At 30.7% G+C, this 25,822-nt stretch carries 28 protein-coding genes; 25 read left to right on the forward strand and 3 right to left on the reverse strand.

Going from position 1 to position 25,822, the window contains the following annotated elements; genetic code table 11:
- Positions 1 to 109 precede the first annotated feature (109 nt).
- The 4 genes from BS62_RS01135 to BS62_RS01150 all read left to right on the forward strand — a co-directional run bounded on the left by BS62_RS01135 (position 110) and on the right by BS62_RS01150 (position 3,759).
- Positions 110 to 1,582, forward strand: coding sequence for a leucyl aminopeptidase (locus tag BS62_RS01135; RefSeq protein ID WP_496489396.1), 1,473 nt, complete (start codon positions 110 to 112; stop codon positions 1,580 to 1,582).
- A gap of 111 nt (positions 1,583 to 1,693) precedes the next feature.
- Complete coding sequence (locus tag BS62_RS01140; protein ID WP_496489397.1) at positions 1,694 to 2,377, forward strand: TIGR04282 family arsenosugar biosynthesis glycosyltransferase; 684 nt, start codon at positions 1,694 to 1,696, stop codon at positions 2,375 to 2,377.
- Between the two features lie 64 nt (positions 2,378 to 2,441).
- The gene (locus tag BS62_RS01145) at positions 2,442 to 3,095 is read left to right on the forward strand and encodes a hypothetical protein (protein ID WP_496489398.1); all 654 of its coding nucleotides are present in this window, start codon (positions 2,442 to 2,444) and stop codon (positions 3,093 to 3,095) included.
- Between the two features lie 19 nt (positions 3,096 to 3,114).
- Positions 3,115 to 3,759, forward strand: a complete 645-nt coding sequence (locus tag BS62_RS01150; protein ID WP_496489399.1) for a hypothetical protein — start codon at positions 3,115 to 3,117, stop codon at positions 3,757 to 3,759.
- 23 nt (positions 3,760 to 3,782) lie between these two features.
- Here BS62_RS01150 and BS62_RS01155 read toward each other — a convergent pair whose 3' ends face one another.
- Positions 3,783 to 4,487 carry a TMEM164-related integral membrane acyltransferase gene (locus tag BS62_RS01155; RefSeq protein ID WP_496489400.1) on the reverse strand — a complete coding sequence of 235 codons (705 nt, stop codon included), beginning with the start codon at positions 4,485 to 4,487 and terminating at the stop codon, positions 3,783 to 3,785.
- A 213-nt stretch (positions 4,488 to 4,700) separates the two neighbouring features.
- Between BS62_RS01155 and BS62_RS01160 the strand changes: the two genes are divergently transcribed.
- The 7 genes from BS62_RS01160 (at position 4,701) to eam (ending at position 12,101) form a co-directional block, all read left to right on the forward strand.
- Positions 4,701 to 4,997 (forward strand): hypothetical protein, encoded by a 297-nt coding sequence (locus tag BS62_RS01160; protein WP_496489401.1) that lies wholly within the window; start codon positions 4,701 to 4,703, stop codon positions 4,995 to 4,997.
- A gap of 256 nt (positions 4,998 to 5,253) precedes the next feature.
- Positions 5,254 to 6,213, forward strand: coding sequence for a sulfide/dihydroorotate dehydrogenase-like FAD/NAD-binding protein (locus BS62_RS01165; protein WP_496489402.1), 960 nt, complete (start codon positions 5,254 to 5,256; stop codon positions 6,211 to 6,213).
- Positions 6,213 to 7,496 (forward strand): FAD-dependent oxidoreductase, encoded by a 1,284-nt coding sequence (locus BS62_RS01170; protein ID WP_496489403.1) that lies wholly within the window; start codon positions 6,213 to 6,215, stop codon positions 7,494 to 7,496. The genes BS62_RS01165 and BS62_RS01170 overlap by 1 nt, the downstream gene beginning before the upstream one ends.
- Before the next feature lie 223 nt (positions 7,497 to 7,719).
- Positions 7,720 to 9,111 (forward strand): [FeFe] hydrogenase, group A, encoded by a 1,392-nt coding sequence (locus BS62_RS01175; protein WP_496489404.1) that lies wholly within the window; start codon positions 7,720 to 7,722, stop codon positions 9,109 to 9,111.
- A gap of 251 nt (positions 9,112 to 9,362) precedes the next feature.
- Positions 9,363 to 9,827 (forward strand): acyl-CoA thioesterase, encoded by a 465-nt coding sequence (locus tag BS62_RS01180; protein WP_496489405.1) that lies wholly within the window; start codon positions 9,363 to 9,365, stop codon positions 9,825 to 9,827.
- Between the two features lie 5 nt (positions 9,828 to 9,832).
- On the forward strand, positions 9,833 to 10,696 hold the full coding sequence (locus BS62_RS01185) for a pentapeptide repeat-containing protein (RefSeq protein ID WP_496489406.1): 864 nt from the start codon (positions 9,833 to 9,835) through the stop codon (positions 10,694 to 10,696).
- A 190-nt stretch (positions 10,697 to 10,886) separates the two neighbouring features.
- Positions 10,887 to 12,101: a glutamate 2,3-aminomutase gene (gene eam / locus BS62_RS01190; RefSeq protein ID WP_496489407.1), complete on the forward strand. Its 1,215-nt coding sequence runs from the start codon at positions 10,887 to 10,889 to the stop codon at positions 12,099 to 12,101.
- 65 nt (positions 12,102 to 12,166) lie between these two features.
- On the opposite strand, the gene BS62_RS01195 is transcribed toward eam, so the two are convergent.
- Positions 12,167 to 13,492, reverse strand: a complete 1,326-nt coding sequence (locus BS62_RS01195) for a nucleobase:cation symporter-2 family protein (RefSeq protein WP_496489408.1) — start codon at positions 13,490 to 13,492, stop codon at positions 12,167 to 12,169.
- A 140-nt stretch (positions 13,493 to 13,632) separates the two neighbouring features.
- On the reverse strand, positions 13,633 to 14,325 hold the full coding sequence (locus BS62_RS01200) for a cyclase family protein (RefSeq protein ID WP_496489409.1): 693 nt from the start codon (positions 14,323 to 14,325) through the stop codon (positions 13,633 to 13,635).
- Between the two features lie 269 nt (positions 14,326 to 14,594).
- On the opposite strand from BS62_RS01200, the gene ftcD reads away from it, so the two are divergent.
- The 14 genes from ftcD to BS62_RS01270 all read left to right on the forward strand — a co-directional run bounded on the left by ftcD (position 14,595) and on the right by BS62_RS01270 (position 25,723).
- Positions 14,595 to 15,542, forward strand: a complete 948-nt coding sequence (gene ftcD, locus BS62_RS01205) for a glutamate formimidoyltransferase (RefSeq protein ID WP_496489410.1) — start codon at positions 14,595 to 14,597, stop codon at positions 15,540 to 15,542.
- Between the two features lie 19 nt (positions 15,543 to 15,561).
- Positions 15,562 to 17,109: an allantoinase AllB gene (gene allB / locus BS62_RS01210; RefSeq protein WP_496489411.1), complete on the forward strand. Its 1,548-nt coding sequence runs from the start codon at positions 15,562 to 15,564 to the stop codon at positions 17,107 to 17,109.
- A 36-nt stretch (positions 17,110 to 17,145) separates the two neighbouring features.
- Positions 17,146 to 17,757, forward strand: a complete 612-nt coding sequence (locus BS62_RS01215) for a cysteine hydrolase family protein (protein ID WP_496489412.1) — start codon at positions 17,146 to 17,148, stop codon at positions 17,755 to 17,757.
- A 79-nt stretch (positions 17,758 to 17,836) separates the two neighbouring features.
- Complete coding sequence (locus tag BS62_RS01220; protein WP_496489413.1) at positions 17,837 to 18,391, forward strand: UbiX family flavin prenyltransferase; 555 nt, start codon at positions 17,837 to 17,839, stop codon at positions 18,389 to 18,391.
- Between the two features lie 5 nt (positions 18,392 to 18,396).
- Positions 18,397 to 19,743 carry a UbiD family decarboxylase gene (locus BS62_RS01225; RefSeq protein WP_496489414.1) on the forward strand — a complete coding sequence of 449 codons (1,347 nt, stop codon included), beginning with the start codon at positions 18,397 to 18,399 and terminating at the stop codon, positions 19,741 to 19,743.
- 14 nt (positions 19,744 to 19,757) lie between these two features.
- A complete protein-coding gene (locus tag BS62_RS01230; RefSeq protein WP_496489415.1) occupies positions 19,758 to 20,021 on the forward strand; it encodes a BMC domain-containing protein in 264 nt (87 codons plus the stop codon).
- Positions 20,022 to 20,041: 20 nt separating this feature from the next.
- Positions 20,042 to 20,350 carry a hypothetical protein gene (locus BS62_RS01235; protein ID WP_496489416.1) on the forward strand — a complete coding sequence of 103 codons (309 nt, stop codon included), beginning with the start codon at positions 20,042 to 20,044 and terminating at the stop codon, positions 20,348 to 20,350.
- A gap of 11 nt (positions 20,351 to 20,361) precedes the next feature.
- Positions 20,362 to 20,718, forward strand: coding sequence for a BMC domain-containing protein (locus BS62_RS01240; protein ID WP_496489417.1), 357 nt, complete (start codon positions 20,362 to 20,364; stop codon positions 20,716 to 20,718).
- A 1-nt stretch (position 20,719) separates the two neighbouring features.
- Complete coding sequence (locus tag BS62_RS01245) at positions 20,720 to 20,998, forward strand: BMC domain-containing protein (protein ID WP_490140413.1); 279 nt, start codon at positions 20,720 to 20,722, stop codon at positions 20,996 to 20,998.
- Positions 20,999 to 21,019: 21 nt separating this feature from the next.
- Entirely contained in the window at positions 21,020 to 21,418 is a 399-nt protein-coding gene (locus tag BS62_RS01250; RefSeq protein ID WP_496489418.1) for a hypothetical protein, read from the forward strand.
- A 12-nt stretch (positions 21,419 to 21,430) separates the two neighbouring features.
- The gene (locus BS62_RS01255) at positions 21,431 to 21,703 is read left to right on the forward strand and encodes a EutN/CcmL family microcompartment protein (protein ID WP_496489419.1); all 273 of its coding nucleotides are present in this window, start codon (positions 21,431 to 21,433) and stop codon (positions 21,701 to 21,703) included.
- A 2-nt stretch (positions 21,704 to 21,705) separates the two neighbouring features.
- Positions 21,706 to 23,520, forward strand: a complete 1,815-nt coding sequence (gene ade, locus BS62_RS01260; protein WP_496489420.1) for an adenine deaminase — start codon at positions 21,706 to 21,708, stop codon at positions 23,518 to 23,520.
- 47 nt (positions 23,521 to 23,567) lie between these two features.
- On the forward strand, positions 23,568 to 24,035 hold the full coding sequence (locus BS62_RS01265; RefSeq protein WP_496489421.1) for a nucleoside deaminase: 468 nt from the start codon (positions 23,568 to 23,570) through the stop codon (positions 24,033 to 24,035).
- A gap of 353 nt (positions 24,036 to 24,388) precedes the next feature.
- On the forward strand, positions 24,389 to 25,723 hold the full coding sequence (locus tag BS62_RS01270; protein WP_496489422.1) for an APC family permease: 1,335 nt from the start codon (positions 24,389 to 24,391) through the stop codon (positions 25,721 to 25,723).
- Positions 25,724 to 25,822: the final 99 nt, after the last annotated feature.

A 25,822-nucleotide genomic window follows, 5' to 3' on the forward strand; every position in this document is an offset into this window, starting at 1 on the left:
CCTTTTTAATTACAAAAACTTTGGTCATTTATATCTATAATAAAAGGAAATGAAATTAATATATTGAAATAATATATAATGGGAATTTTTACATAGGGGGAGGACAATAATGGAAATAAAAGTTTTAAACATAGGTGAATATAGTCAAAACGGTAATACATTGGCTATGTTAGTTTTTGAAGGGGATAATATATCTGCAAATTTAGATGAAAATACTTCTAAATTAATAACGTTATTAAAAGAAAATAAAGAGTTTACTGGTAGATATAAGCAAGTTGAAACTATAAAAATAATAGTAGATGATAAAATAAAAAATATAATATTATTAGGTCTTGGAAAAAAAGAAGAATTAAACAATGAAAAATTAAGAACAGTATCTGGTATGACTATTAAACATTCAAAAAAATTAAAAACACAAAAATTAGATTTATTAATGCCTAATCTTGAATACAATATAGAAAAATATTATTCAGCAATAACAGAAGGATTAGTTCTTGGAGAATATAAGTTTGATAAATACAAATCTGATAAAAAAGAAGAGTCTATAGAAGATGTATCACTAATAACTCATGAAAATATAGAATTTGTACAAAACGGATTAAAGGAAGGATATATACTTGGAAATAGTACTAAATTAGCTAGAAGTTTAGTTGATGAACCTGCTAATTTTATGTATCCTGAGATATTGGCAAAAGAAGCAGAAAAGATAGGGAAAGAACATGGATTTGAAGTAGAGGTATTTGATGAAGATAAAATAAAAGAGTTAGGTATGGAAGCTTTCTTAGAAGTTGCTAAGGGGTCAAAACATGCACCTAAATTTATTGTTATGAGATATTTTGGAGATAAGGAAAATGAAAAGGACATATTTGGTCTTGTAGGTAAGGGGTTAACTTATGATTCAGGTGGATACTCTATAAAGCCAACTAGTTCAATGCTTGATATGAAAACAGATATGGCTGGAGCTGCAGCTGTTATAGGAGCTATGTGTGCAGTTGCTGAAAATAAGCTAAATATAAATGTAGTTGCTGTAGTTGCAGCATGTGAAAATATGATATCTGATAAGTCATATAAACCTGGAGATATAATAAATTCTATGGGAGGCAAAACTATAGAAATACTAAATACTGATGCTGAAGGAAGATTAACTTTAGTAGATGCTGTTCATTATATAATAGAAAAAGAAAATGCTACTAAAATTATAGATATTGCAACACTTACAGGGGCTGCACTTGTAGCACTTGGAACGGTTAGTACTGCTGTTTTATCTAATAATGATGACTTCTATTCAGGACTTGAAGATGCATCTAAAATAACTGGAGAAAAAGTATGGAGATTACCTATATTTGATGAATACAAACAAGAATTAAAGGGAACATTAGGTGATTTGAAAAATACAGGTGGAAGATATGCTGGAACTATAACAGCAGGACTTTTTATAGGTGAATTTGTTCAAAATAAGCCTTGGATACATATGGATATAGCTGGAACAGCAACATCAACTAAAGACGAAGGTTATTTAACAAAAGGTGCAACTGGAGTTGGAGTTAGAACATTATATTATATGGCTAAAAATATGAAATAAATTTCCATTTAAAAGATGTCTATATTTAGTATAGACATCTTATTTTTTTTATAATATATTAATATGGAATTGCATTATAAACTAAAATATAAATCACAAAGAGGTAATATTATGAAAAATGCATTGATACTGATAAGTGAAATTCCAGTACCAAGTGAAAATAAAACAAAGTTAGTTAATTTGCTATCGAAGGAAAAGTATTCTAATCTTCATAGATGTTTTTTAAGGGATACTTTTAGTGTTATTAAGAATTTAAAAGATGAGCTCGATATATTTATTGCTTATTCCCCAGATCACGAAGTAGATACAATAAGAGGATTAATTCCAGATTATGTGCAGTTGTTTCCACAATATGGACAGACATTAGAAGAAAAATTAAAAACTTCTATGATTACCTTAATTAGTGATTATGAGAAAGTTGTTTTAATAGGAGCAAATGTTCCTCAAATACAGGTCGATACTATAAGAGAAGCTTTTGAATTATTAGATGAAAATAATCTCTGTATAGGGCCGACTTCCGATAATGGATGTTATTTAGTCGGTATGAAAGATAAGATATACGATTGTGTATTTGATAATATAGATTTTGGACAAGAAAATTTATATGAGGATACTATAAATAAATGTATCAAAAATCATCTAAAAACAGGTATTTGTCATAGATATACAGATGTTTATACTATAGAAGACTTAGAATACTTTGTAAAAGAAGTTACATGTATTGAGTGCGGATATAAAAACATACCTATAAATACATTGGATTTTATAGAAAAGAACATTATAGATAAATTATAATTGAAAATTTTGGAATTTATATATGATATAATCAATATATATATATAAATTGGGGGGATAAAATTTGGAAGTAAGTATTTTTGAAAACTTAAATGAAAAAAATAAGGATATTTACAATGATATGGTTACTTATATTAAGCTATGCAAACTAACAAAGAAAGATAAACAAAAATGTAATGAAACTATTTTAAGCGATTTTTCAGGTATACAAAATGACAATAAAACTATAGATGAATTAATAGGTACAGGTTATAAGGAATACTGTGAATCTATTATAAAAAAAGTTACACAAGATACTTCTAAAATAGATTATTATCTAGATAAAATTAAAGAATCTGCGGGATCTATAGTATTAGGAACAGGAGCTTATTATTTTGTACAAAGTTTCATGTCAATAAAAAATAATAATAATATATCTTTAAACTTACAAATAAATTCAAATATATTATTACTTATATCGCTGGTTGTAATAATGATACATATAGCAATATATGCTATAAATAAAGAAACTAAAAAAAGATGTTTTGATGTTAATAAAAATTTTATAAAAAATCAAGGAGCTATATTACTAACATCAGTAGCTTTTATTTTATATATAATATTAAGTATAATAACAAAAATAATTCCTAATATAATGATAAATATTCCCATATATATAATTATAGGACTACTATTAATTATGTATTTAATACCACATATATTAATAAGCAAAAAATAAGGTTTTAGGGGGATGGTTTATGGGGAAAGTTTCTTATAAAGAACTAAATCTAAAAAATCAAGAAATGTACATATCAATGGAAAGATATATAAGATGTAGCAATATACTAGATTCTTATAAAGAAGAATGTATAAAGAAAGTGTCTGAAATAGTATTTAAGATTAATAAGCAACATAAATATGTAGAAAATGTCATAGGCGACTCTAAAACTTATTGTGATGAAATAATAAGTCCATATAAAGAAAAAACATCTAAGTTTAGTATATGTGTTGAATATATTAAAAAGTTTTCATTAATTCTAAGCATATTTACTATGATAATATCATTATTACTTCCCTTATCTAAATTGAATTTATATAGCATCACAATTGTGAGTTTAACTATTTTGTGTTCTATAATTATAGATTATGTAAATAAAGTAGAGGCAGAAAAGATGTTATTCATAACTTTAAAATCACAAAAAATAGGATTTAATAATATAAAATATAAAGTTTTGACTACTGCAATGGTTATGGCATTGTTTATATCTGTATTTGCTACTAAAGATTCATTAGTAAATATAAAGACTATAATACCTGTTTGGAGTATATGCTTATTATCGATAGTAAGTTATGTATGTAGTAAGTTATATATAAATAAATTGACTAAAGAATCTAAATTTTAATAGACATTCAAAGAGGGTACTGACTAGTACCCTCTTTTTCTATTTGGAGTAAGGTGTTTAGATATAAGTGTAGTAAGACCTATAAATAAAGTTATGAAACTTATTGTATATAAAGGTCCTGAAATATATATAAAATCTAAAGTAGGAGTAATTAGATATCCGTAATTTGTTTTACATATTATATTTATAATTAATATTATACTAAAATACAATGAACATGCTATTAAGTTATCTTTAACTGCATGTTCATTTACTTTGAATTTTCTAACTTCAGCTAAATACAGCAAGGTATATATTATTAAACAATGATAAAATATAGAAGCTATATTTGTAAAGTGAGGAAAATTAAATTGGCTCATATCAGGAAATATAAAGCTTCCAATACATGAGATAATTCCCCAAGTAAATGCTATGTTAAACAAATGATACTGCTTAAATAAAAGTATTAATATAAATAAATATGTTACTATCCTACCTATGCCTATTGGTAAATGTAAATTTACATCGTATCTTCCTATTCCTATGAAAAAAAGTTGGCTTAATATAAGCTCTCCAATAAATATGAAAGCAATAATTTTCTCTACCATATAGACATGTGGCAATAAATTTTTAGTAAGAATAGGAACAAAATAAAAAAATACGGCTATAAATAATAGTATATATAAGTGTGTAGGAGAGAAGTAATTAAAATGGACACTTTCAATGTTACTTCTAAACAAATACTCCATAAAATCCCCCCATTATTTAAATTTAATTGTTTATATATAAATATATTCATTTAATAATAATTTGATATTATAAATTATAAATAAAATTATTTTATTCTCAATATTTTCATATATAAAACATAGTATATAATAACACCAGATAAATTTTGGACTAACATACAAATGAAAATAAGATTGTAAATATTATTAAATACTACTATTTGGGGTGATGTAGTGGCTATATATCAGAGAGAACATTTTGTAATCGTAGCTGTAGCTAATGGATTTATTGCAATTAATACTAAAAAGGAAGATTGGAAGGATTCACATACTCATCTACACTCATTTAATGCCGCTAAAACTGCTATTGACTTAGTTATTAAAAAGAAAATTCCAAAAGAAAAAAGTTTTTATTATCTTAGAAGTTTAATTAGATTATCTGACGATGAGAAATATATAGAGGAAATTAAAAGTCTTATAGAAGTAAAAAAATCAAAAGGGAAAAAACTAACTTATAACAATAAACAATAAAAAAGAGTGCAAATTTTAATTTGCACTCTTTTGCCGGGCCTATTCTAAATACTACTTAAATCAAGTTTTGTCTTTTATATATAAAAATTTAAATCCTATTAATCCTTCAACACATCACCCATAAAAATAAAATCCATAATTAAATATAAATATTTAATATCTGCAATATAGTCACATATTTAGATAATAAAAATAAATTAATAGTATATAGTGAAAAATTTGACCCTAAATTTTATATCAGGAGGAAGTGTAGTAAATGGAAAAAATGAATAGACAGATATGTGTAGACGCAGGGAGTGACTATTGTCCGTGTCACCTAGCTACTACAGGCGACTGCGTGTTATGTCCAATGATGCAAGGTAAGGAGTTTTGTGACTGCTTATGGCAAGGAGTATGTATATACAATAACTTCATACACAACAACAACATTATTAATGAGGAAAGAACAGACATACTATGCGATATATTAGACAAAAAACAAATAGGAGAAAATCTATATCAATTGGATATAAAATTACCTAAGAAATTATGCATGGACCTTATAAATCCAGGGTCGTATGTTCTTTTAAGAGCGGAAGATAAAAACGATGGCAAATTTAACACACCTATATCTGTAATGAATGTAGATACATCTAGAGATATATTAACTGTAGTAGTGAAGACTGTTGGAGTTAAAACAAAGAATATAATAAACCATGACAAAGTATGGATAAGAGGGCCTTTTAGAAATGGAGTATTTGGACTTAAATATCTTAAATTAACTAAGGATTCTAATACCGTAGTTGTATCTAAGGGTCTATCACAAGTTACTATAGTAAAAACTATAAAACAACTATTAAAAAATAATAATCATGTAGAGGTTTTTATAGACAACTATAAAAACCCAGTTGAAGACGTTGTTAAGTTAGTAGAATCAATGGGTGTAAATATTCAGTTTATAGATTTTGAAAAAGATAGTAATATGATAGAAGATTATATTAGAAGAAACGATGTTAAATTAGTAGTTTCTGCAAGTTTTAATAATTTTAATAAAAGAGTAATGGAAATTGTAGATAAAGTTGACGAAGATATAAGATTAGTTATAACTAACAATAACTTAATAAGTTGTGGGGAAGGTATATGTGGTGCATGTACAGTTAAGATAAATGGTCAAAGACTAAAGTCTTGTAAAGCACAAATAGAACCGAGGTATTTTTTAAGGGAGGTTGTTAAGTAATGGCTAAGGTTGTTGTTATTGGTGGCGGATGGGCTGGTTGCGCAGCTGCAATATCTGCAAAAAAAGCTGGAGCTGATGTTGTAATTCTAGAAAGAACGGATATGCTTTTGGGCCTTGGAAATGTTGGCGGAATAATGAGAAATAACGGAAGATATACTGCCGCTGAAGAAGTTATAGCACTAGGAGCTGGTGAATTATTTAATATTACAGATAGTTATTATACTCATAAAGATATAGATTTCCCGGGGCATAAACATGCGACAATATATGACGTTACCAAAATAGAGACACCAATTAGAAATACAATAAAAGAAATGGGAATAGAAATAAGATTTTTTTCAAGAGCGGTTAATGTAAACATTGAAAATAAAAAAATAACTTCTATAGTTTTAGAAGACGGAGATGTTATAACTGGTGATGCTTTTGTAGAAACTACAGGATCTACAGGACCTATGGGCAATTGTACAAAGTACGGAAACGGTTGTGCAATGTGTGTATTAAGATGTCCATCATTTGGAGGAAGGGTAAGTATTAGCTCAAAATGTGGTGTAGAAGATATGATAGGAAGAAGAAATACAGGTGAGTACGGAGCATTTAGTGGTTCTATAAAGTTATTAAAAGAATCATTAAGTGAAGAGATACAAAAAGAGTTAAATGAAAAAGGTTCTGCAGTTATACCGCTACCACCTGAACAAATAAATAATGAAAAGTTAGATATGAAGGTGTGCCAACAATATAATCTTCCTGAGTTTGCTGAAAATATAGTTTTAATTGATACTGGTCATGCTAAGCTTATGGCACCGTTTTATCCAATAGAAAAATTAAGAAAGATACCTGGATTTGAAAAAGTATTAATAGTTGATCCATATTCAGGTGGAAAAGGAAACTCTATAAGATATTTCTCTACATCTCCAAGAGATAATTATTTAAGAGTTAATGGAGTAGATAACTTGTTTGTTGGAGGAGAAAAAAGTGGCTTTTATGTAGGTCATACAGAAGCTATTGTAACTGGAACACTTGCAGGACATAACGCAGTTAGATCTGCTATAGGTATGTATTTACTACAACTACCAACTAATACCTTAATAGGTGACTTTATAAGTTATTCTAATTCTGAGATGAATAAATTAGATGGAGATAAGTTAAAGTTTACTTTTGCAGGAAGTGTATATTTTAATAGAATGAAGGAATTAGGTTTTTATACCACTGATAGTGATGTAGTAAGAGAAAGAGTTAAAAAGACTGGTCTTGAAAATATATTCGATAAGGTACTTGTTAAGTAGATAAATAGAGGCTGTTATTATAACGGCCTCTATTTTTATTTTTAATTACATTACAATAAAGTCCGTTTACAATTACAAAAAATGATGGTAAAATCTAAATTGAAGAAAAATGACAAAATATGATAAAAAAACGTGTAAGTTTGAAAAATGCAAACAACTAAGAAAATTTATATTGTGCATAGGAAAACGTTAACTTTATCTGAAAATAAAGGAGATATGATTCATGAAGCATTTATTCGTAGAAAAAGTTGTACCAATAGAACCAGACAATCCTGCTATAAAAATAGATTATGATAAGTGTATAAAATGCGGTCTTTGTAAGCGAGTTTGTGAAAAAGAAATTGGCGTTGCAAATCACTTTGATTTAGAAGAAACTAAAGATGTTGCAATTTGTGTATACTGTGGTCAATGTGCAGTAGCATGTCCTGTAAAAGCAATAACACAAGTAGAAGATATAGATAGAGTTAAAGAAGCCATAAATGATCCAGAAAAAATAGTTGTATTTTCAACAGCGCCAGCAGTACGCGTTGCATTAGGTGAAGAATTTTCAATGGAAGCAGGTTCATATGTTCAAGACAAGATGGTAGATGCACTTAGAAAACTTGGTGGGGATTACGTATTTGATGTTACATTTGGAGCAGATATGACAATAATGGAAGAAGCAAGTGAGTTACTTAATCGTATAGATAAAAACGAAAATATACCTCAATTTACGAGTTGTTGTCCATCTTGGGTTACCTTTGTAGAAACTTTCTATCCAGAATTGATACCAAATTTATCAACTACAAAAAGTCCAATAGCAATACAAGGAGTTACTATAAAAACTTATTTTGCTAAAAAACAAAATTTAGATCCTTCAAAAATAGTAACTGTTACGATAACACCATGTACTTCCAAAAAGTATGAAATAGATAGACCTGAGATGAATGACTCAGCAAAGTTTAACAATATAGATGAATTAAGAGATAATGACATTATAATAACTACCAAAGAACTTGCGTCTTGGATAAAAGAAGAAAACATTGACTTTGTAAATTTAGAAGGAAGTGAGTTTGATAATTTATTAGGACAAGGAAGTGGAGCAAGTATTATATTTGCAAATAGTGGTGGGGTAATGGAAGCCTCAATTAGAACTGCATATTATATAGAAACTGGAGAAAAGCCACCGAAAGAATTATTAGAATTTTCTCCAATAAGAGGTTTAGATGGGGTAAAAGAAGCAAGTGTCATAGTTAATGATAAAAAGATAAATCTAGCAGCAGTTCAAGGCACAGCTAATGTGAGAACATTAATAGAAAAAATAAAAAATAAAGAAGCTGACTATCATTTTATAGAAGTTATGACATGTAAAGGTGGATGCATAGGTGGAGCAGGTCAACCTAAAACAAAAATTAGAGTTACTGATGAAATAAGAAATAAGAGAATTGATAGTTTGTATAAAAAAGATTTTGAAGTAAAAGTAAAATCTAGTTATGAAAATCAAGAGGTTATAAAAGTATATAAAGATTTTTACGAAAATCCTATGTCTCGTACATCATATGAACTTTTACATACACAGTATTATTCAAAAGCTTATATGCTAGGTGAAAAGGAAGCGTTAGAGGATATAATATAATATATATTAAAATAATAAAGTATATATTAATAGTTGGGATTTCAAGTAAACAAGAAGTGGTTAGCAATTGATAATGTATACAATATATCGTATAAAAAATAATTATTATAAAATAAAGGCTGTTATTATAACAGCTTTTATTTTATATGAAAATAGAATAAATTAATATGATATAATGAAGCTATATTTATTAGAATCTTGTGTGCTATTTCTAGCACTTTCAAATTTCATAAAGTAAAGGAGTTATATAAATGACAAACAATATTTCTTTTTCAAGAGTTGAAACATGTATGATAATGGAGCCTATACATGCTAATCCATATGGCAATGTACACGGTGGAGAGCTTATGAAGATAATGGATAATACTGCAGGGTTAGCAGCACTTAAGCATGCAAAAGGAACTGTTGTAACTGCAAGAGTTGATGAAATTGTATTTCACAAACCAATACATATAGGTGATATTGTGACTTGCATTGGACAAGTAGCATATGTAGGTAAATCTTCGATACAAGTTATGGTGAGTATTGTAGTACATGAACCAACTGATTATTCACAACAAGAAACAGCAATGACTGCATTTTTTACTATGGTTCATCTAGTAGATAATAAGCCGGCTAAAGTACCTGAATTAGTTGTTACATCAAAAGAAGAAGAAGAGCTTTATAGACTTGGTGAGAGAAAGTATTATGAAATAAAATCAAAATATAGAGGTTAACAAATATGATTTTTCAACATGGAGATAAGCAAAATAAAGAATTATACAAAAATTTGAGAGTTGACTGTGAAAAATGTTTCGGACTTTGTTGTGTTGCACTGTATTTTTCTACTTCAGAAGGGTTCCCAAATGATAAAGAGTCTGGGGAGCCTTGTATAAATCTAAAATCAGATTTTAGTTGTTCTATTCACAAAAATCTTAGAAAACAAGGACTTAAAGGTTGTACTGCTTATGACTGCTTTGGAGCAGGCCAAAAAGTAGCTCAGGTTACATATGGTGGACAGAACTGGAGACAAGTACCAGAATCGGCAAAGCAAATGTTTGATGTTTTTTTAGTTATGAGGCAACTTCATGAAATGATATGGTATCTTACAGAAGCACTTACCTTAGAACCAGCTTCTTCTATAAAAGATGAAGTCAGTTTAATATTAGCTGAAACTGAAGGACTTACTCTTTTAAATCCAAATTCTCTCATAGAATTAGATGTATCAGCACACCGTGCTAAAGTAAATGCATTACTTTTAAAAACAAGCGAACTTGTGAGAACTAAATTTCGCCAAGGAGAGAAAATTTCTTCCAAGAATAAGAAAAAATTAGTTTCAGGATTAGATTTTATTGGTGCAGACCTTAGAAAAACTAATTTAAGAGGGGCTAACTTGAGAGGAATATTTCTTATAGCAGCAGACCTTAGGGGGACTGATTTAAGTGGTGCAGACCTCATTGGGGCTGACTTGCGAGATGCTGACATTAGAGGAGCTAACTTAACAGATAGTATATTTCTTACCCAAGCCCAAATTAACGCAGCGAAGGGTGATTCTAATACAATATTACCAATATCATTAAGTCGTCCAAACTATTGGATTAAGTAATCAATTTTAGTAACAAGGTAGATATGGCAAATATAAGCTATATCTACCTTGTTTTGTTTGAAAAAATGTCAAAATGAAAAAAATGATACTTTACTTTCAATATGAATAAAACCAACCAATTTGCAATAAATTTAGAATTGTGTTAACATTATATAAAATATACAATTTATACTGTTAGAGGGGGGCTAAGATGAATAACAAAGAGATATCAATTAAAAGAGCAGATGTATTGAAATCCCGTATAAAGGATTATACGGAAGTTAGTAAAAAAATATTAACGGGTAGAGATAGAAAAAAAGAAATTGAAAAGAATAAGAAAAAAATACTAAATTATTTTAATGCCACTTTAGAGGACTGGAATGATTGGAAGTGGCAATTATCTAATAGAATATCAGACGTAAACGTGTTGAAAGAATTTATTAACTTATCAGAAGAGGAAATAGAGGGAATTAAACAAGTCGAAACCAAATATAGATGGGCTATATCTCCTTATTATGTAAGTTTAATGGATGTAAATAACCAAAATGGTCCAATAAGGGTGCAGTCAATTCCAACTATTTGTGAATTATCAGAAACTGGGGAATCAGACCCGATGTCTGAAGAACATACATCTCCGGTGGAAAATATAACGAGAAGATATCCAGATAGATTAATAATTAAGGTTACAAATCAATGTGCAATGTTTTGTAGACACTGTCAAAGAAGAAGAAGTATAGGTGGAGTTGATTTAGCAGTATCAAGAGAAGAACTCCAAGATTGTATACAATATATAAGTGAAAACCCTGAAATAAGAGATGTTCTTATTACTGGTGGAGATACTTTAGCAATATCTGATGAGATGTTAGATTGGCTATTAGGAAGTCTTAGAGAAATTCCCCACGTGGAAATAATAAGGATAGGAACAAGAACACCGGTAACAATGCCTCAAAGAATAACCGATGAATTATGTGAAATTCTAAGTAAACATCATCCTGTTTTCCTAAACACACACTTCAATTCTCCAGCTGAAATAACAGAAGAAGTGGCAAAAGCTACTGATAAATTATGTAGGGCTGGTGTTCCTCTAGGTAATCAAGCTGTATTACTTAATGGTATAAACAATAATCCGTATATTATGAGAAAACTTAATCAAGAGCTACTTAAAGTAAGAATAAGACCATATTATATATTCCATCCCAAAAACGTCATAGGAACAAGTCATTTTAAGGTAAAAGTGGAAGAAGGTATAGAAATAATGGAGTATTTGAGAGGTTATACATCAGGATTGGCAATACCTACTTATATCATAAATGCTCCTAATGGAAAAGGAAAAACTCCTATATTACCTAATTACATAGTAGGATGGGGAAAAGATCATATTAAAATTAGAACATGGGAAGGCGAAGTATTAGATTATCCTAATTAAAATATAAGTTGAAAAAATATAAGAACCCATAGCTCATTATTAGTGAGCTATGGGTTCTTATAAAGTTATTCTTCTTCTAATAATATCATATTAAGTAAAAGTGCTGCTATAGTACCAGTACTTATACCAGATGAGAATACCATTTTTAAGCCTTCAGGAAGATATGCTAAAAATTCAGGTCTAAAAGTTACACCAAGACCTAATCCAACTGCTACAGCAACTATAAGTAAGTTTCTATTATTCATATCAACTCTACTTAAAGTTTTCATACCAGATGCAGCAACCATACCAAACATAACTATACCAGCTCCACCTAGTACAGGGTTAGGCATTACAGCTATTAAAGCACCTAGTTTAGGAAATATTCCAAGTAACATTAAAAGTATACCGGCTACCATAACTACATGTCTACTTCCTATTTTAGTTATAGGTATAAGGCCAACGTTTTGGCTAAATGTAGTATTAGGCGTAGTACCTAAAAATCCAGCCAATAAGCTTCCTGTACCATCACAAAGTATACCTGCACTTAACTGGTCATTACTTATATCTTCTTCACAAGCATCAGATACAGCTATTAAACATCCTACTGATTCTATAGTAGTTACAAGATAAGCTGCTGCAAAAGTAACAAGACCAGCAAGACTAAACTTTATTCCGTGCTCTAAAATCAAAGGGATACCAGGTAATCCTATCCATGAAGCTTCTCTAACAGAAGTAAAGTCAACCATTCCAAGTGGTATACAAACTATGTATCCTATACCCATTCCTATAAGTACAGAGGCACTACTAATTAATCCTTTAGCATATCTATTTAGCATTAGTATTATAAACATAACACCCATAGCTATTGAAATATTACGTAAGCTACCGTAATCAGGTGATCCAAATCCACCAGCGGCCCAGTCTATTGAAACTGGTACAAGAGTAAGACCTATTAATGTAACAACCGTTCCTGTTACAACTGGAGGAAAGAATTTCATCAAAGGCTTAATAAATCTACTTAAAATTATTTCTATAAAAGAACCAAGTATAGTGGCTCCAAATACACCACCAAGACCCATTGCACTTCCAACTGCAATAGAAGGTCCAACAAATGTAAAGTCAGTACCCATCATACAAGGTGTTTTAGAACCTATAATTCCTATCCCTTTAGCTTGCATAAATGTAACAAGTCCTGCTACAAATATTGTAGAACTTACCAAAAGAGCCATTGTAGTAATATCAAGCCCAAGAGCACCTCCTATTACTAATGGTGGTGCAACAATTCCACCGAAGGCTGCTATTATGTTTTGAAATCCAAGAAGAACAGAAAGTGAACCTGGTGGCTTATCCCCAATTTTGTAAAGTAGTTGTGACCTGGCTTTATCGCCAGAAGAAATGTTAGAACTCATAAATAAAATCCCCCTTTGTAAAATTTTTAATATGTATTTATTACGTATTAGTATATTAGTACTGTAAATATTGTATAAAAATTACAAAAATATAAAAATATTGAAAAAAGGACATCCTGTGTATAGGATGTCCTTATATATTATTCTTCAACTAAAGCTACAGCGCGTATAGGTGAGCCAGAACCAGCTCTGATTTTTAGTGGTAGACCAAAGTATAAGAATCTTTTATTAACAAGTTTATCTAAATTACATAAATTTTCAGAGTTAGATATATCATATTCACCGCAAATCAAATGGCCAGAAAAATCTAAATCATCAGTATGATCTATTGCTGGAGCATCAACTCCTATATTTACTACGCCTTTTTCAGCTAACCATTTAGCAGCGTTATAACTAAGTCCAGTATATTCAGTTTGCCATTTATCAGTATTAAAGTTTCTGTCATAGTGGCCAGTATACAAAAGAACTATATCTCCTTTTAGTATCTCTTGTCCTGAATCTTTTACTGCCTTTTCTAAGTCCTTTGGTTCTATGTATCTTGATGCTGGAACGTGTGATAAATCTATGCATATTGCACTTCCCCAGAAGTACTCAAGTGGCATATTTTCAATAGTAGCACCTCCTGGCTTGTACTCTGAAACAGCATCACAGTGAGTACCACCATGTTCACTTATAAGTATGTTTCTAGCTGAAAATCCTAAAGTTTTACTTCCTGTAACTTTCATATTTTCCTCATGCGACATATTAGTCATTATAAATGTTTTTTGATGCATAGGAAAAACAGACATACCTTGATATATTTCTTGTGACAAATCGATTAATTTTAACCCCATAATTTTTCTCCTCCTACAAATTAGATAAAGATTGTTTTATCCAGTAAAAAAATTTTCTTTTTATAGTTATATTCTTAAGCTTGTCAAAATATAATTTACAAATAGCAAAATTTTAAAAAAGTTTTAACATTAACAAAATATTTTTTTATAGTTATATTCTTGAGCTTGTCAAAATATAATTTACAAATAGTCAAATTACATAAAGTTTTCTGACTAAATAATTTCATTATTACATAAAAAAGTACAAGTAAGATTAGGAGGGTATGAAAATGTCAAAAAAACAATACGTATTAGCAGTACCAAACTTCAGTGAAGGAAGAAGAACTGAAATAATAGAGGCAATTGTAAATGAAGTAAAAGATTTTAAAGGTGTAAAGTTAGTAAGTTATGAGCCAGAGCATGATTTTAATAGAACTGTTGTAACTTTAATAGGAGAGCCGAAGCCCCTAAAGGAAGCTGTAGTAAATATGGCTGCTAAGGCAATAGAGCTTATAGATATGAGAGAACAAAAAGGTACTCACCCAAGAATAGGTTCACAAGATACTATACCATTATTCCCATTTAAAGATATAACTGTTGAAGAATGTGTTGAGTTAGCTAGAGAAATAGGTGAAGAATTACATAAAAAGACAGAAGTACCAGTATACTTTGCAGCAGAAAATGCAAGAAATGAAGAAAGAAAAGCACTAGCTTATATAAGAAAAGGTCAATATGAAGGTTTAAAAGATTTATTAAAAGAAACTAAAGATGATCAATTAAGAAGTGAGGAATATTGTAATAGAAAGCCGGATTTAAGTGTAGATGGATTATTAAGTGAAACTGCTGGAGCTGCAATAGTTAGTGCAGAAGCTGAAGGATTAACAGCTTATAATATATTCTTAGGAACTGAAAACTTAGAAATAGCTAAAAATATAGCTAAGGGTCTTAGAGGACCAAGCGGTGGATTTACTACTGTTAGAGCAGTAGGAATAAGATTCCCAGAAAGACAAGGAGTAGTGGTTTCAATGAACTTACTTGACTGTTCAAAAACTCCTATGTACAGAGCTTTCGAATTTGTAAAAAGAGAAGCAGAAAGATATGGAGTGGCTGTTACAGGAACTGAATTAGTAGGACCAATAAAACTAGACTATATAATAGATTCTTTTGAATACTTCTTTAGATTAGAAGGATTTAGAAAAAGCCAAATATTAGAAACACATTTAATGGATATTAATTAAAAATAAGGGGTGCAAAATTATGTATGATGTAATAGTTAAAAATGCAAGGATACCTCAAGGTGATGACACGGTACTTACAAATATATTAGTTAAAGACGAAAAAATAGCTGGATTTTTAGATTCTATAGAAGGTGTTGAGGCAAAAGAAATAATAGATGCAAACAACAATTTAACACTTCCAGGATGTATAGATTCTCATACTCACTTTATGTATCAAGGATTCCCACATAGAGAAAATTTCTTAACAGGAACAGCTGCAGCAGCAACTGGTGGGGTTACTACTGTAATAGATATGCCATGTTGTTCAGTTCCTTCAGTAAGAAGTATAGAACAATTAGAAACTAAACTTTCATTATGTGGACCACAAGCTGTAGTTGATTATGCTATGTGGGGTGGAGTTACTGGTGAGGATGTAAGAAATGGTTGGTTAGATAATGTACAAGAACAAGCAGATTATGGAGTAGTAGCATTCAAAGCATATATGACTCCATCGGTTCCAACTTTCCCAAGAGTTACAGATCCAGAAATGTATGAAGCATTTAAAGCTGTTTCAAAAACTGGACTTCCAGTAGGAATACATGCAGAAAACTTTGCAATGTGTGATTTCTATGTAAATAGATTTAAAGAAGAAGGAAGATTAGATGGTCCAGCTTGGGCTGAAGCAAGAATGGAACTTGCTGAAAAAGTAGCAATAGAATTAGGTATAAGCTTTGCTGAAGCAAGTGGAGCTAGACTACATATAGTTCATATGAGTACTGGAATAGGTGCTAAATTAGTAGGAGATGCAAAGAAAAGAGGCTTAGATGTAACTAGTGAATCTTGCCCTCACTACTTAACATTAAATTATCAAGAAGCTATGACTAAACACGGAGCTTGTGCAAAAATAGCACCACCTCTTAGAACTAAAAAAGATAATGAACTTCACTGGGAAGGGATAAACAATGGAAGCATAGACTTCATAGCTACTGACCATGCTCCATATGAAATAGAAAGTGAAAAAGCTAAAGAAGGTATGAATATATGGACTGCATTCCCAGGAATCCCTGGTGTTGAAACTATGGTACCTGTAGTTGTAAGTGAAGGATACAATAAAGGTAGAATATCATTAAGTAAATTAGTAGAAGTATTATCAACTAATGCTGCTAAGCACTACGGATTATATCCAAAGAAAGGTGCTTTAAACATAGGTTCAGATGCAGACTTTACAATAATAGATTTAGATAAAGAATGGACTATAGAAAGAGAAACTATGGTTTCTATGTGTGGATACACTCCACTTGAAGGAATGGAATTAAAAGGAAAAGTAGCTAAAACTATAGTTCGTGGAAACTTAGTATATCAAGATGAAGAATCTGGAGTACTTGGAGAATTAGAAAGTTATGACGTATTATTCAATAATCCAGAAGAATTAGAAAGTAATGAATTCAAGGTAAGTTATAGAAAACAACATCCAGAAGTAATAGTTGATCATGTTAAAAACATAAAAGGAATAATGGTTAAGCCTGGATTTGGTAACTTTGTAAAGAGACAACAAATAATGAAATTAGATAAAACTATAAAGTTCTAAAAAATATAAAAAGATAATACAAGGGGGAAATATAAAATGGCAAGACATGGAATAGTTGTTATAGATATGTTAAATGATTTTATAGGAGAAAATGCTTCTTTAAGATGTCCAGGAGGAGAAGAAATAGTTCCAAATTTACAAAAATTATTTAAATGGGTAAGAGAAAGAAATGCAAAAGGACTTGATGATATACAATTAATACACATACAAGAAGCTCATAGAAAAAATGATGCTGACTTTAGAGTAAGACCGCGTCATGCTGTTAAAGGTACTTGGGGTTCTGATTTTATACAAGAACTTTATCCAGAAGGAGAAGAATATACAATTCCAAAGAGAAGACACAGTGCTTTTGCACATACTGATTTAGATTTATATTTAAGAGAAGAAAACTTAGATACGGTAGTAGTAACTGGTGTATGGACTAATGTATGTGTAAGAAGTACTGCATCAGATGCTTTATACAATGCATACAAAGTTATAACTCTAAGCGATGGTGTACACTCTAAAAACGATGAAATGCATGAAGCCGGATTAAGAGATTTAAGTATATTTACAAAAGTTATAACTATAGATGAGTATATAGATGCATGGGAAAAAGGACTTGACCCATGGGTTGGCGGTGGAGACACTGAAAATAAGGTAGAATAATCTATCTTTATACAAAAGGAATATAATATAGAATACTGCCTCCTCTGGGAGGCAGTTACTATAAAAGGGGAAGAGATTTATGAAGATTATAGTAGGAGTATCAGGAGGAAGTGGAGCTATTTATGCAGTTGCCCTTTTGAAGGCTCTGCAAGATTTGAATATAGAAACTCACCTTGTAGTATCAAATATGGGTGAATATGTTGTAAATCATGAGTGCGGTGTAACTTTAGATGAATTAAAAAAAATGGCTACATATTATCATGAAAATCATAATTTAGCAGCATCTATAGCTAGCGGTTCCTTCAAAACAGATGGAATGATTATAGTTCCTTGTTCTATGAAGACATTAGCTTCAATATCAATGGGATTATCAGATAACTTACTAGCTAGAGCTGCGGATGTTGTTATAAAGGAAAAAAGAAAACTAATATTATTACCAAGAGAAACACCACTTAGTTCTATACACTTAGAAAATATGTTGAAACTTTCAAACTTAGGGGTAACTATAATGCCACCGTCACCAGCTTTTTATCATCATCCTCAAGATTTATCTGACATAGTGACTTCTATAGTTGGAAGAACACTAGATCACATAGGCATAGAACACAATTTATTAAATAGATGGGGAGAGTAAGATTTATGGAAACTCAAATGCTAAGATCTACTCTAAAAAAACTAGACAAACTAAATTATTTAAAAACCTGCGATAAAAAGGTAGATATAAAATTTGAATTAGGTGCCATACTAAAACATTTCGATAATGAGGTGCCTATAAATTTTAAAGATATTAAAGGATACCATATGCCGGTTGTAGGCGGTATATACGGTAATAGACAAATATTTTATGATCTTATGGGATTAAATAAAGATAATCGTATATTTGAATTTATGAATGCTATAGCTAATCCAAAGCCTATAAGAATAGTAGATAATGGTCCTATAAAAGAAAATATAATAACTAGAAATATAGATATACAAAGAATGTTTCCTATTCCTACATCACATGAAAAAGATTCATCAAGCTTTATAACAGCAGGTATGCTTATAGTGAAAGATCCTGAGAGTGGGGATACTCACATGGCTGTTAGAAGATTTCAAATAAATGATAAAAACATTATAAGTGCATTAATATCTGGAGCCTCTCCACATTTAAGAGAAGCATTTAGAAAATGTGAAGAAAAAAATAAGCCTCTAGAATGTGCAGTAGTTTTAGGTTATGATGCAGAGTATTTAATAGCTTCACAAATAAGTTCATCTAAGTATGGCCTTGATAAATATAAGGTATACAGTGCTTTAAAAGGTGAGCCATTAGAGCTAGTAAAATGTCACAGCGTTGATATAGAAGTACCAGCGTACTGTGAGATTGTATTAGAAGGAGAATTAATACCCAACAAAAGTGAAATAGAAGGACCTTTTGGAGAACTTATGGGATATTACGGAGAAATAGCTCCAAATCCTATAATGGAAGTAAAAACTGTAATGCATAGAAATAATCCAATATTCCAACATGCATTCCCTTGTAGAGAAGAACATTTAGCAAATGGACTTATAAGAGAAGTAGAAATATATAGCTCATTAACTGGAATAGTAGATGTAAAAGATGTAAATGTAACAGTTGGTGGAGGTTGTAGATTACATGCAATAGTATCAATAAATAAGAAAAATGAAGGTGATGGGAAGAGTGCCATAATATCTACCCTTGGAAGTAGTAAAGATGTAAAACATGTTGTCATAGTAGATGATGATGTAGACATATATAGTTATAAGGATGTAGAGTTTGCACTAGCATCTCGTGTCCAAGCATCTCAAGATGTAGTTATAATACCTAATGCATTAGGATCTGGACTTGAAGCCTCACATGTACATAGAGGATTAACTGACAAGATGGGAATAGATGCTACAAAACCATTAGGAGAAAAAAGTGAACTGTATGAAAGGGCTATCGTTCCTGGATATGAGCATATTGATATAGAAAAATATTTTTAAGGTGGGAATAACTCATGAAACAAGCAATCGGCATGATAGAAGTTAAAAGTATGATAGCTGCTATACAAGCTGCGGACACCATGGTTAAATCAGCTGATGTAAAACTTGTTGATATAGAATTAGTTGGTTCAGGAATTGTAGCAGCTATAGTAACAGGTGATGTAGCAGCAGTACAGGCGGCTGTAGATAATGGTGTAGAAACTGCAGGAAGACTTGCTGAAATAATTTCAACAAATGTAATAGCAAGACCTCATGATGAAGTTAGTAAAATATTATAAGCTAAATGGTGGTGAGATAAATGGCTAATCCACTAGCTACGGTAATAATGAGTAATATATCAAAGAAAGTAGTTACGGATAAAAGTTTCAAAGTTTGTGAAAGTAACTTAATAAAAATCGAAAATATTAATAAAAATGAAGAAGAATTACTAAAAAGTATATTAAATAAAAATATAAAACAAAGTATAAAACAGACTGAATGCAAGAAGCCTTTGATGAGATCTTTAGAAGATTTAAGCAAAAAAGATAATAATACAAATAAAGAAATTCCAAAGAAAAATATAAGTAAATCTAAAGCTATGGTTCGCTTAGAAGATTTAATTAAATAAGGGGGAATAACATGAGATCAGCCCTAGGTATTATAGAAGCTATAGGACTAACTACAGCAATAGCAGCGCTAGATGCTGCAAGTAAAGCTGCAGACATTACTTTGGTAGGATATGACAAAGTAATAGGTGTTGAAAAAGCAGTTAGTGTAGCTATTCATATAGCAGGAGAAGTAGCGGCAGTAAATGCAGCAGTAGAAGCTGGTGTAGCGGCTGGAAATAGAGTTGGAAGAGTAGTAGCAAGTCGTGTTATACCAAGACCACATGAAGAAGTAGATTTTTTAATAAAAGAATTTGAAAAAAACTTAAAAGAAAATCAAGATCGAAGAGAAACAAAAAAACAACAAAATGAAGATAATGGGGAGGAATAATATTATGGGTCAAGCATTAGGAATGATAGAAACTAAAGGGTTAGTAGGAGCAGTTGAAGCAGCAGACGCAATGGTAAAATCTGCAAATGTAACTTTACTAGGATATGACAAAATAGGATTTGGATTAGTTACTGTAATGGTAAGTGGGGATGTAGGTGCAGTAAAGGCTGCAACTGATGCAGGTGCAGAAGCAGCTAGAGCAGTAGGAGAACTTCACTCAGTTCATGTAATACCAAGACCGCACTCAGAAGTTGAAAGAGTAATGTTAAAAAGAGACTAATAAGGAAAGTAGATGTTAGATATGAACAAACACAATCTAACTAAAAATATACTAAATAATATATCTAATAAAATTTTAAGCAAAAATAATAACACAAATAATACAACTTCAATAAAGCCAGTTAGCATATCAAATAACCAATCACTTATAGTAATTCCAGTTAATAACGATCAAATCAATGAAGTTTTAAAATATCTACAAGATAAAGGTGTAGTGAACAATCAAACCAAAGATAACAAAGTTCAAGACATGAAAGTTCAAGATAATGAAGTATCAGAACATATACCTAAAAAAATTATAACTCAAAATGATTTAACAAAATTAAATGTAAAAGAACTTGTTATAGACGAAAATACTATTATTACTCCTTTGGCTAGGGATACGGCAAAAACGTTAGGGATAAAAATAATTAAGTATTAGGGGCGATAATTTATGAATATAGGCAGAGTTATTGGTACGGTAGTAGCGACAAGAAAAGATGATACGTTAGTAGGATGTAAACTCATGATTACACAGCCACTTACAATGAATAAAGAAGCAAAAGGTGAACCGATTATTACTGTTGATACTGTTGGAGCAGGTATAGGTGAATTGATAATTTATACTGAGGGAACTGCTGCAAGAAATGCAGCAAGAAAAAGAGAATCATCTATAGATGCAGCTATTGTAGGTATAGTTGATAATATAGATGTCTGGGAGGAATAAATTTGCTAAATGTAAAAAGTATAAAACAAGCTATGGAATATAGAGAACTTATAGATGTGCTTATGGGAGACAAAAACTTTGCAGACATTGTACTTTACGGTGGAAATGTAATAAACGTAATAACTAAAGAAATATATACTGCAGATATTGCTATTAAAGGAAGATATATACTATTAGTTGGTGATAGTGAATCTCTTATCGGGGAAGATACTGTAGTTATAGATGTACAAGGCAAATACTTATCTCCAGGGTTTATAGATTCACATATGCACTTTGAAAGTAGTATGCTTACAGTTACAGAATTTTCAAGATTATCTATACCATCAGGAACTACTACACTAATTGCAGATCCTCATGAAATAGGTAATGCATTAGGTCTTGTTGGAATGAAGGCTATGGCTGATGAAGCAAATCATGTTCCAAATCATGTTAGATTTGTTGTTCCAGCTCTTACACCTGACTGTCCAAGTTTGGAAACAGCAGGAGTAGACGTAACTTCAAAAGATATGGAAGATTTATTAAACTATCAAAACATAATAGGAATAGGAGAACTTCAAGGATTCAGTAATGCAAAACATGTATATAGAAACACACCAGAAGTTATAACTGACCTTTTAGCATCAACAACTTATGCAAAAGGTATAGGAAAAGTAGTTGATGGAAATGCACCAGAATTATTTGGAAAAGAACTTGCAGCACATATAGTTTGTACTGGTGGAAAATGCTCTTGTCATGAAACTACTACAAAGGAAGAATGTGTAGAAAAGTTAAGACAAGGTGTATATGTATTCATGAGAGAAGGTTCTACTCAAAAGAACATGGCTGAATGTATAAGAGCCGTAACAGAAGAAGGCCTTGATTCAAGAAGATGTATATTAGCAACTGATGATATGGTTGCTGAAGATTTAGAAAAATTAGGACATATGAATGAAATAGTAAAAAGAACTATCAAACAAGGTGTAAGCCCTGTTGAAGCTATACAAATGGTTACAATAAATCCAGCAACTTATTTTGGCCTTGAAGATAGAGGGGTTTTATCACCATCTAAGATGGCAGATATAGCGATAATAAATGATTTAGAAGAAATGAGTGTAGAAGGCGTATTTGTAGAAGGAAAATTAGTTGCAGCTCAAGGAAAACTTTTAGTTGACCTTCCTAAATATACATATCCAGATAGTGTTAAAAATTCAGTAAAAAGAAACTTATTAAAAGAATCAGACTTAGAAATAAGAAGTGATAAATCAAGAGTAAGAGTTAGATGTATAGAAGCTATACCAGATCAAAACTTAACTGGGTGTATAGAAGATGATGCCAAAGTATGTAGGGGTATAGTAGAAGCAGACACTCAAAAGGACTTATTATACATAGCATGTATTGAAAGATATGGAAGAAATAACAATATAGGAAAGGCTTTTGTAAAAGGCTTTGGTCTTAAAAAAGGAGCATTTGCAGAAAGTGTAGCCCATGACACACACAATATAACTGTTGTAGGAACTAATATTAAAGATATGGTTGTTGCAGTAAATAGAGTTATAGAAATGGGTGGAGGGCTTTGTGTAGTAAATAATGGTAGAGTGTTAGATGAAATGGCGCTTCCTGTAGGTGGACTTATAACAGATGAACTTACAGGTCAAGAAGTAAGTGAAAAAATTGCTTCTTTAGAAAAAACAACTGCAAATGATCTAGGATGTACTATACACGCACCATTTATGCATTTATCATTCCTAGCATTATCTACAAGTCCAAAGTGGAAAATAACAGATAAGGGATTAATAGACGTTAATAATTTTACTATATTAGATCCAGTAATAGATTAAGTAAGTTTATATCGAATTTTATTATAAAAATTTTAGGGGGTAGTAGTATGAATAAAGATTATATGAAAATGTGTATCGAGGAAGCTATAGTTGGCGTTAAAGCTGGTCATGGTGGACCATTTGGAGCACTTATAGTTAAAGATGGAGAAATAGTGTCATTAGTTCATAATACTGTATTAAGAGACAACGATCCAACTGCTCATGGTGAAGTAAATGCAATAAGAGCAGCTACTAAAAAATTAGGAAGATTTGATTTAAGTGATTGTGAATTATATACTTCAGCAGAACCATGTCCTATGTGTTTATCAGCTATAATGTGGGCTGGAATTAAAAAAGTTTATTATGGATGTACAGCACAAGATACTGAAGATATCGGTTTTGCAGATAAGTTCATATATGATTATATAAAAGGTGAAACAGAAACTAATCCAATAGAATTAGAAGAGTTACTAAGAGAAGAATGTTTAGATGCATTTAAAGAGTGGTCAGTAAAGGATGACAAAACACCATACTAGAAGGTTGTAAAAAGGCTGTTATTATAACAGTCTTTTTTTGTGTTTATAATATTACATTTAATAAAAACAAATTTGAAAATTTTGGAGGTTAAACTGGTATTGTATAATAAATAACAATGTAATAAAATCGAAATATGTCGAAGAAAAAAATGATTTAGCGAATTGTATATTGTTTGACTATTACAACAACTAAAACAAACTTTAAAATAAATAAAAATACTATTGCAGATTATATAACAACGTGATAAAATCAAAATATGTCGAAAGACATCGTTTTCTAGGATAAAATGTATAAAACGAAAATTTTATACGTGCAATCATAATTAAAATAATAACAAATAGGAGGGCTTAAAATGAGCACAAAGACAAGTACTCAAGGCTTACAAAAAACGTTAGGTTTTGCCGCAGCATTATCTACAGTTGTAGGTATGGTTATAGGTTCAGGGGTATTCTTTAAACCTTATGCTATGTATAATGCTACAGGAGGAGCACCAGGATTAGGAATGATAGCCTGGATAATAGGTGGTATTATAACAATAACTGCTGGTCTTACTGCTGCTGAAGTAGCTGCAGCAATACCAAAAACTGGCGGTATGATGACTTATTTAAAAGAAATATACGGAGAAAAATGGGGATTCTTAACAGGTTGGATGCAAACAGCTTTATTCTTCCCTGGAACAACTGCTGCTCTTGCGGTTATATTTGCAACTCAAGTAGTTACATTAGTAGGATTAGATACAAATAATATGGGATTAAAAATAGGAGTAGCTATAATAACTATACTTCTAATATCATTCTTAAATACTTTAGGTTCAAAAATGGGTGGTACTATTCAAACAATAGCTACTGCAGGTAAGTTAATACCACTTGCTTTAATAATAATATTCGGATTTATTAAAGGTACTGGTAACCCTATAATGTCTCCAATAGTTGGAGAAAGTGTTAGTGTAGGTACAGCACTTGGTTCAGCGTTAATAGCTACATTATTTGCTTATGATGGATGGATAAACGTTGGTGCTATAGCTGGAGAAATGAAAAACCCAGGTAAAGACTTACCAAAAGCTATAGTTGGTGGTTTATCATTAGTTATGGCAGTATATATACTTATAAACTTAGCTTATTTATGGGTTATGCCAGCTGATCAATTAATGATGACAGAAACTCCAGCTGCAGCTGTTGCTACAGCTATATTTGGACCAATTGGTGGTAAAATAATAGCTGTAGGTATATTAATATCAGTATTTGGTGCATTAAATGGATATTTATTAACAGGACCAAGATCTCCTTACACTTTAGCTGTTGCAAAAATGTTACCGGGAAGCAACTGGTTATCTAAGGTAAATGAAGGTGGATCTCCAGCAAACGCTACATGGTTCATAGCTATATTATCTTCAATATATGCTTTAACAGGAAAATTTGACTTATTAACAGATTTAACTGTATTTATAATATGGATATTCTATATAATGACTTTCGTAGGTGTTATAAAATTAAGAAAAGATCAACCAAACTTAGTAAGACCATATAAAATACCATTATATCCAATAACTCCAGCAATAGCTATAATAGGTGGAACATATGTAGTTATAAATACATTAATGTCTCAACCTGTAAATGCTATAGCAGGACTAGTAATAACAGCTTTAGGACTACCTGTTTACTCGTATATGAAAAAGAAAAATGCTTAATATATAATTAAAAGCCTTGGTATATACCAAGGCTTTTTTAATTGCAATTATGTTATATGCCAATATGAGAGTAGCGAATTTTTTTATGTTGTTTGACAT

Source organism: Sporacetigenium mesophilum DSM 16796 (assembly GCF_059569055.1).

What these genes read in the sequence shown, in the direction of transcription:
- BS62_RS01240 (WP_496489417.1), top strand. Translation starts at nt 20,362, where the DNA reads ATGAGATCAGCCCTAGGTATTATAGAAGCTATAGGACTAACTACAGCA.
- BS62_RS01195 (WP_496489408.1), bottom strand. Translation starts at nt 13,492, where the DNA reads ATGAGTTCTAACATTTCTTCTGGCGATAAAGCCAGGTCACAACTACTT.
- BS62_RS01250 (WP_496489418.1), top strand. Translation starts at nt 21,020, where the DNA reads ATGAACAAACACAATCTAACTAAAAATATACTAAATAATATATCTAAT.
- BS62_RS01140 (WP_496489397.1), top strand. Translation starts at nt 1,694, where the DNA reads ATGAAAAATGCATTGATACTGATAAGTGAAATTCCAGTACCAAGTGAA.
- BS62_RS01165 (WP_496489402.1), top strand. Translation starts at nt 5,254, where the DNA reads ATGGAAAAAATGAATAGACAGATATGTGTAGACGCAGGGAGTGACTAT.
- BS62_RS01180 (WP_496489405.1), top strand. Translation starts at nt 9,363, where the DNA reads ATGACAAACAATATTTCTTTTTCAAGAGTTGAAACATGTATGATAATG.
- BS62_RS01255 (WP_496489419.1), top strand. Translation starts at nt 21,431, where the DNA reads ATGAATATAGGCAGAGTTATTGGTACGGTAGTAGCGACAAGAAAAGAT.
- BS62_RS01185 (WP_496489406.1), top strand. Translation starts at nt 9,833, where the DNA reads ATGATTTTTCAACATGGAGATAAGCAAAATAAAGAATTATACAAAAAT.
- BS62_RS01220 (WP_496489413.1), top strand. Translation starts at nt 17,837, where the DNA reads ATGAAGATTATAGTAGGAGTATCAGGAGGAAGTGGAGCTATTTATGCA.
- BS62_RS01215 (WP_496489412.1), top strand. Translation starts at nt 17,146, where the DNA reads ATGGCAAGACATGGAATAGTTGTTATAGATATGTTAAATGATTTTATA.
- BS62_RS01155 (WP_496489400.1), bottom strand. Translation starts at nt 4,487, where the DNA reads ATGGAGTATTTGTTTAGAAGTAACATTGAAAGTGTCCATTTTAATTAC.
- BS62_RS01200 (WP_496489409.1), bottom strand. Translation starts at nt 14,325, where the DNA reads ATGGGGTTAAAATTAATCGATTTGTCACAAGAAATATATCAAGGTATG.
- BS62_RS01235 (WP_496489416.1), top strand. Translation starts at nt 20,042, where the DNA reads ATGGCTAATCCACTAGCTACGGTAATAATGAGTAATATATCAAAGAAA.
- allB (WP_496489411.1), top strand. Translation starts at nt 15,562, where the DNA reads ATGTATGATGTAATAGTTAAAAATGCAAGGATACCTCAAGGTGATGAC.
- ftcD (WP_496489410.1), top strand. Translation starts at nt 14,595, where the DNA reads ATGTCAAAAAAACAATACGTATTAGCAGTACCAAACTTCAGTGAAGGA.
- BS62_RS01270 (WP_496489422.1), top strand. Translation starts at nt 24,389, where the DNA reads ATGAGCACAAAGACAAGTACTCAAGGCTTACAAAAAACGTTAGGTTTT.
- BS62_RS01265 (WP_496489421.1), top strand. Translation starts at nt 23,568, where the DNA reads ATGAATAAAGATTATATGAAAATGTGTATCGAGGAAGCTATAGTTGGC.
- BS62_RS01135 (WP_496489396.1), top strand. Translation starts at nt 110, where the DNA reads ATGGAAATAAAAGTTTTAAACATAGGTGAATATAGTCAAAACGGTAAT.
- BS62_RS01150 (WP_496489399.1), top strand. Translation starts at nt 3,115, where the DNA reads ATGGGGAAAGTTTCTTATAAAGAACTAAATCTAAAAAATCAAGAAATG.
- BS62_RS01230 (WP_496489415.1), top strand. Translation starts at nt 19,758, where the DNA reads ATGAAACAAGCAATCGGCATGATAGAAGTTAAAAGTATGATAGCTGCT.
- eam (WP_496489407.1), top strand. Translation starts at nt 10,887, where the DNA reads ATGAATAACAAAGAGATATCAATTAAAAGAGCAGATGTATTGAAATCC.
- BS62_RS01225 (WP_496489414.1), top strand. Translation starts at nt 18,397, where the DNA reads ATGGAAACTCAAATGCTAAGATCTACTCTAAAAAAACTAGACAAACTA.
- BS62_RS01175 (WP_496489404.1), top strand. Translation starts at nt 7,720, where the DNA reads ATGAAGCATTTATTCGTAGAAAAAGTTGTACCAATAGAACCAGACAAT.
- BS62_RS01170 (WP_496489403.1), top strand. Translation starts at nt 6,213, where the DNA reads ATGGCTAAGGTTGTTGTTATTGGTGGCGGATGGGCTGGTTGCGCAGCT.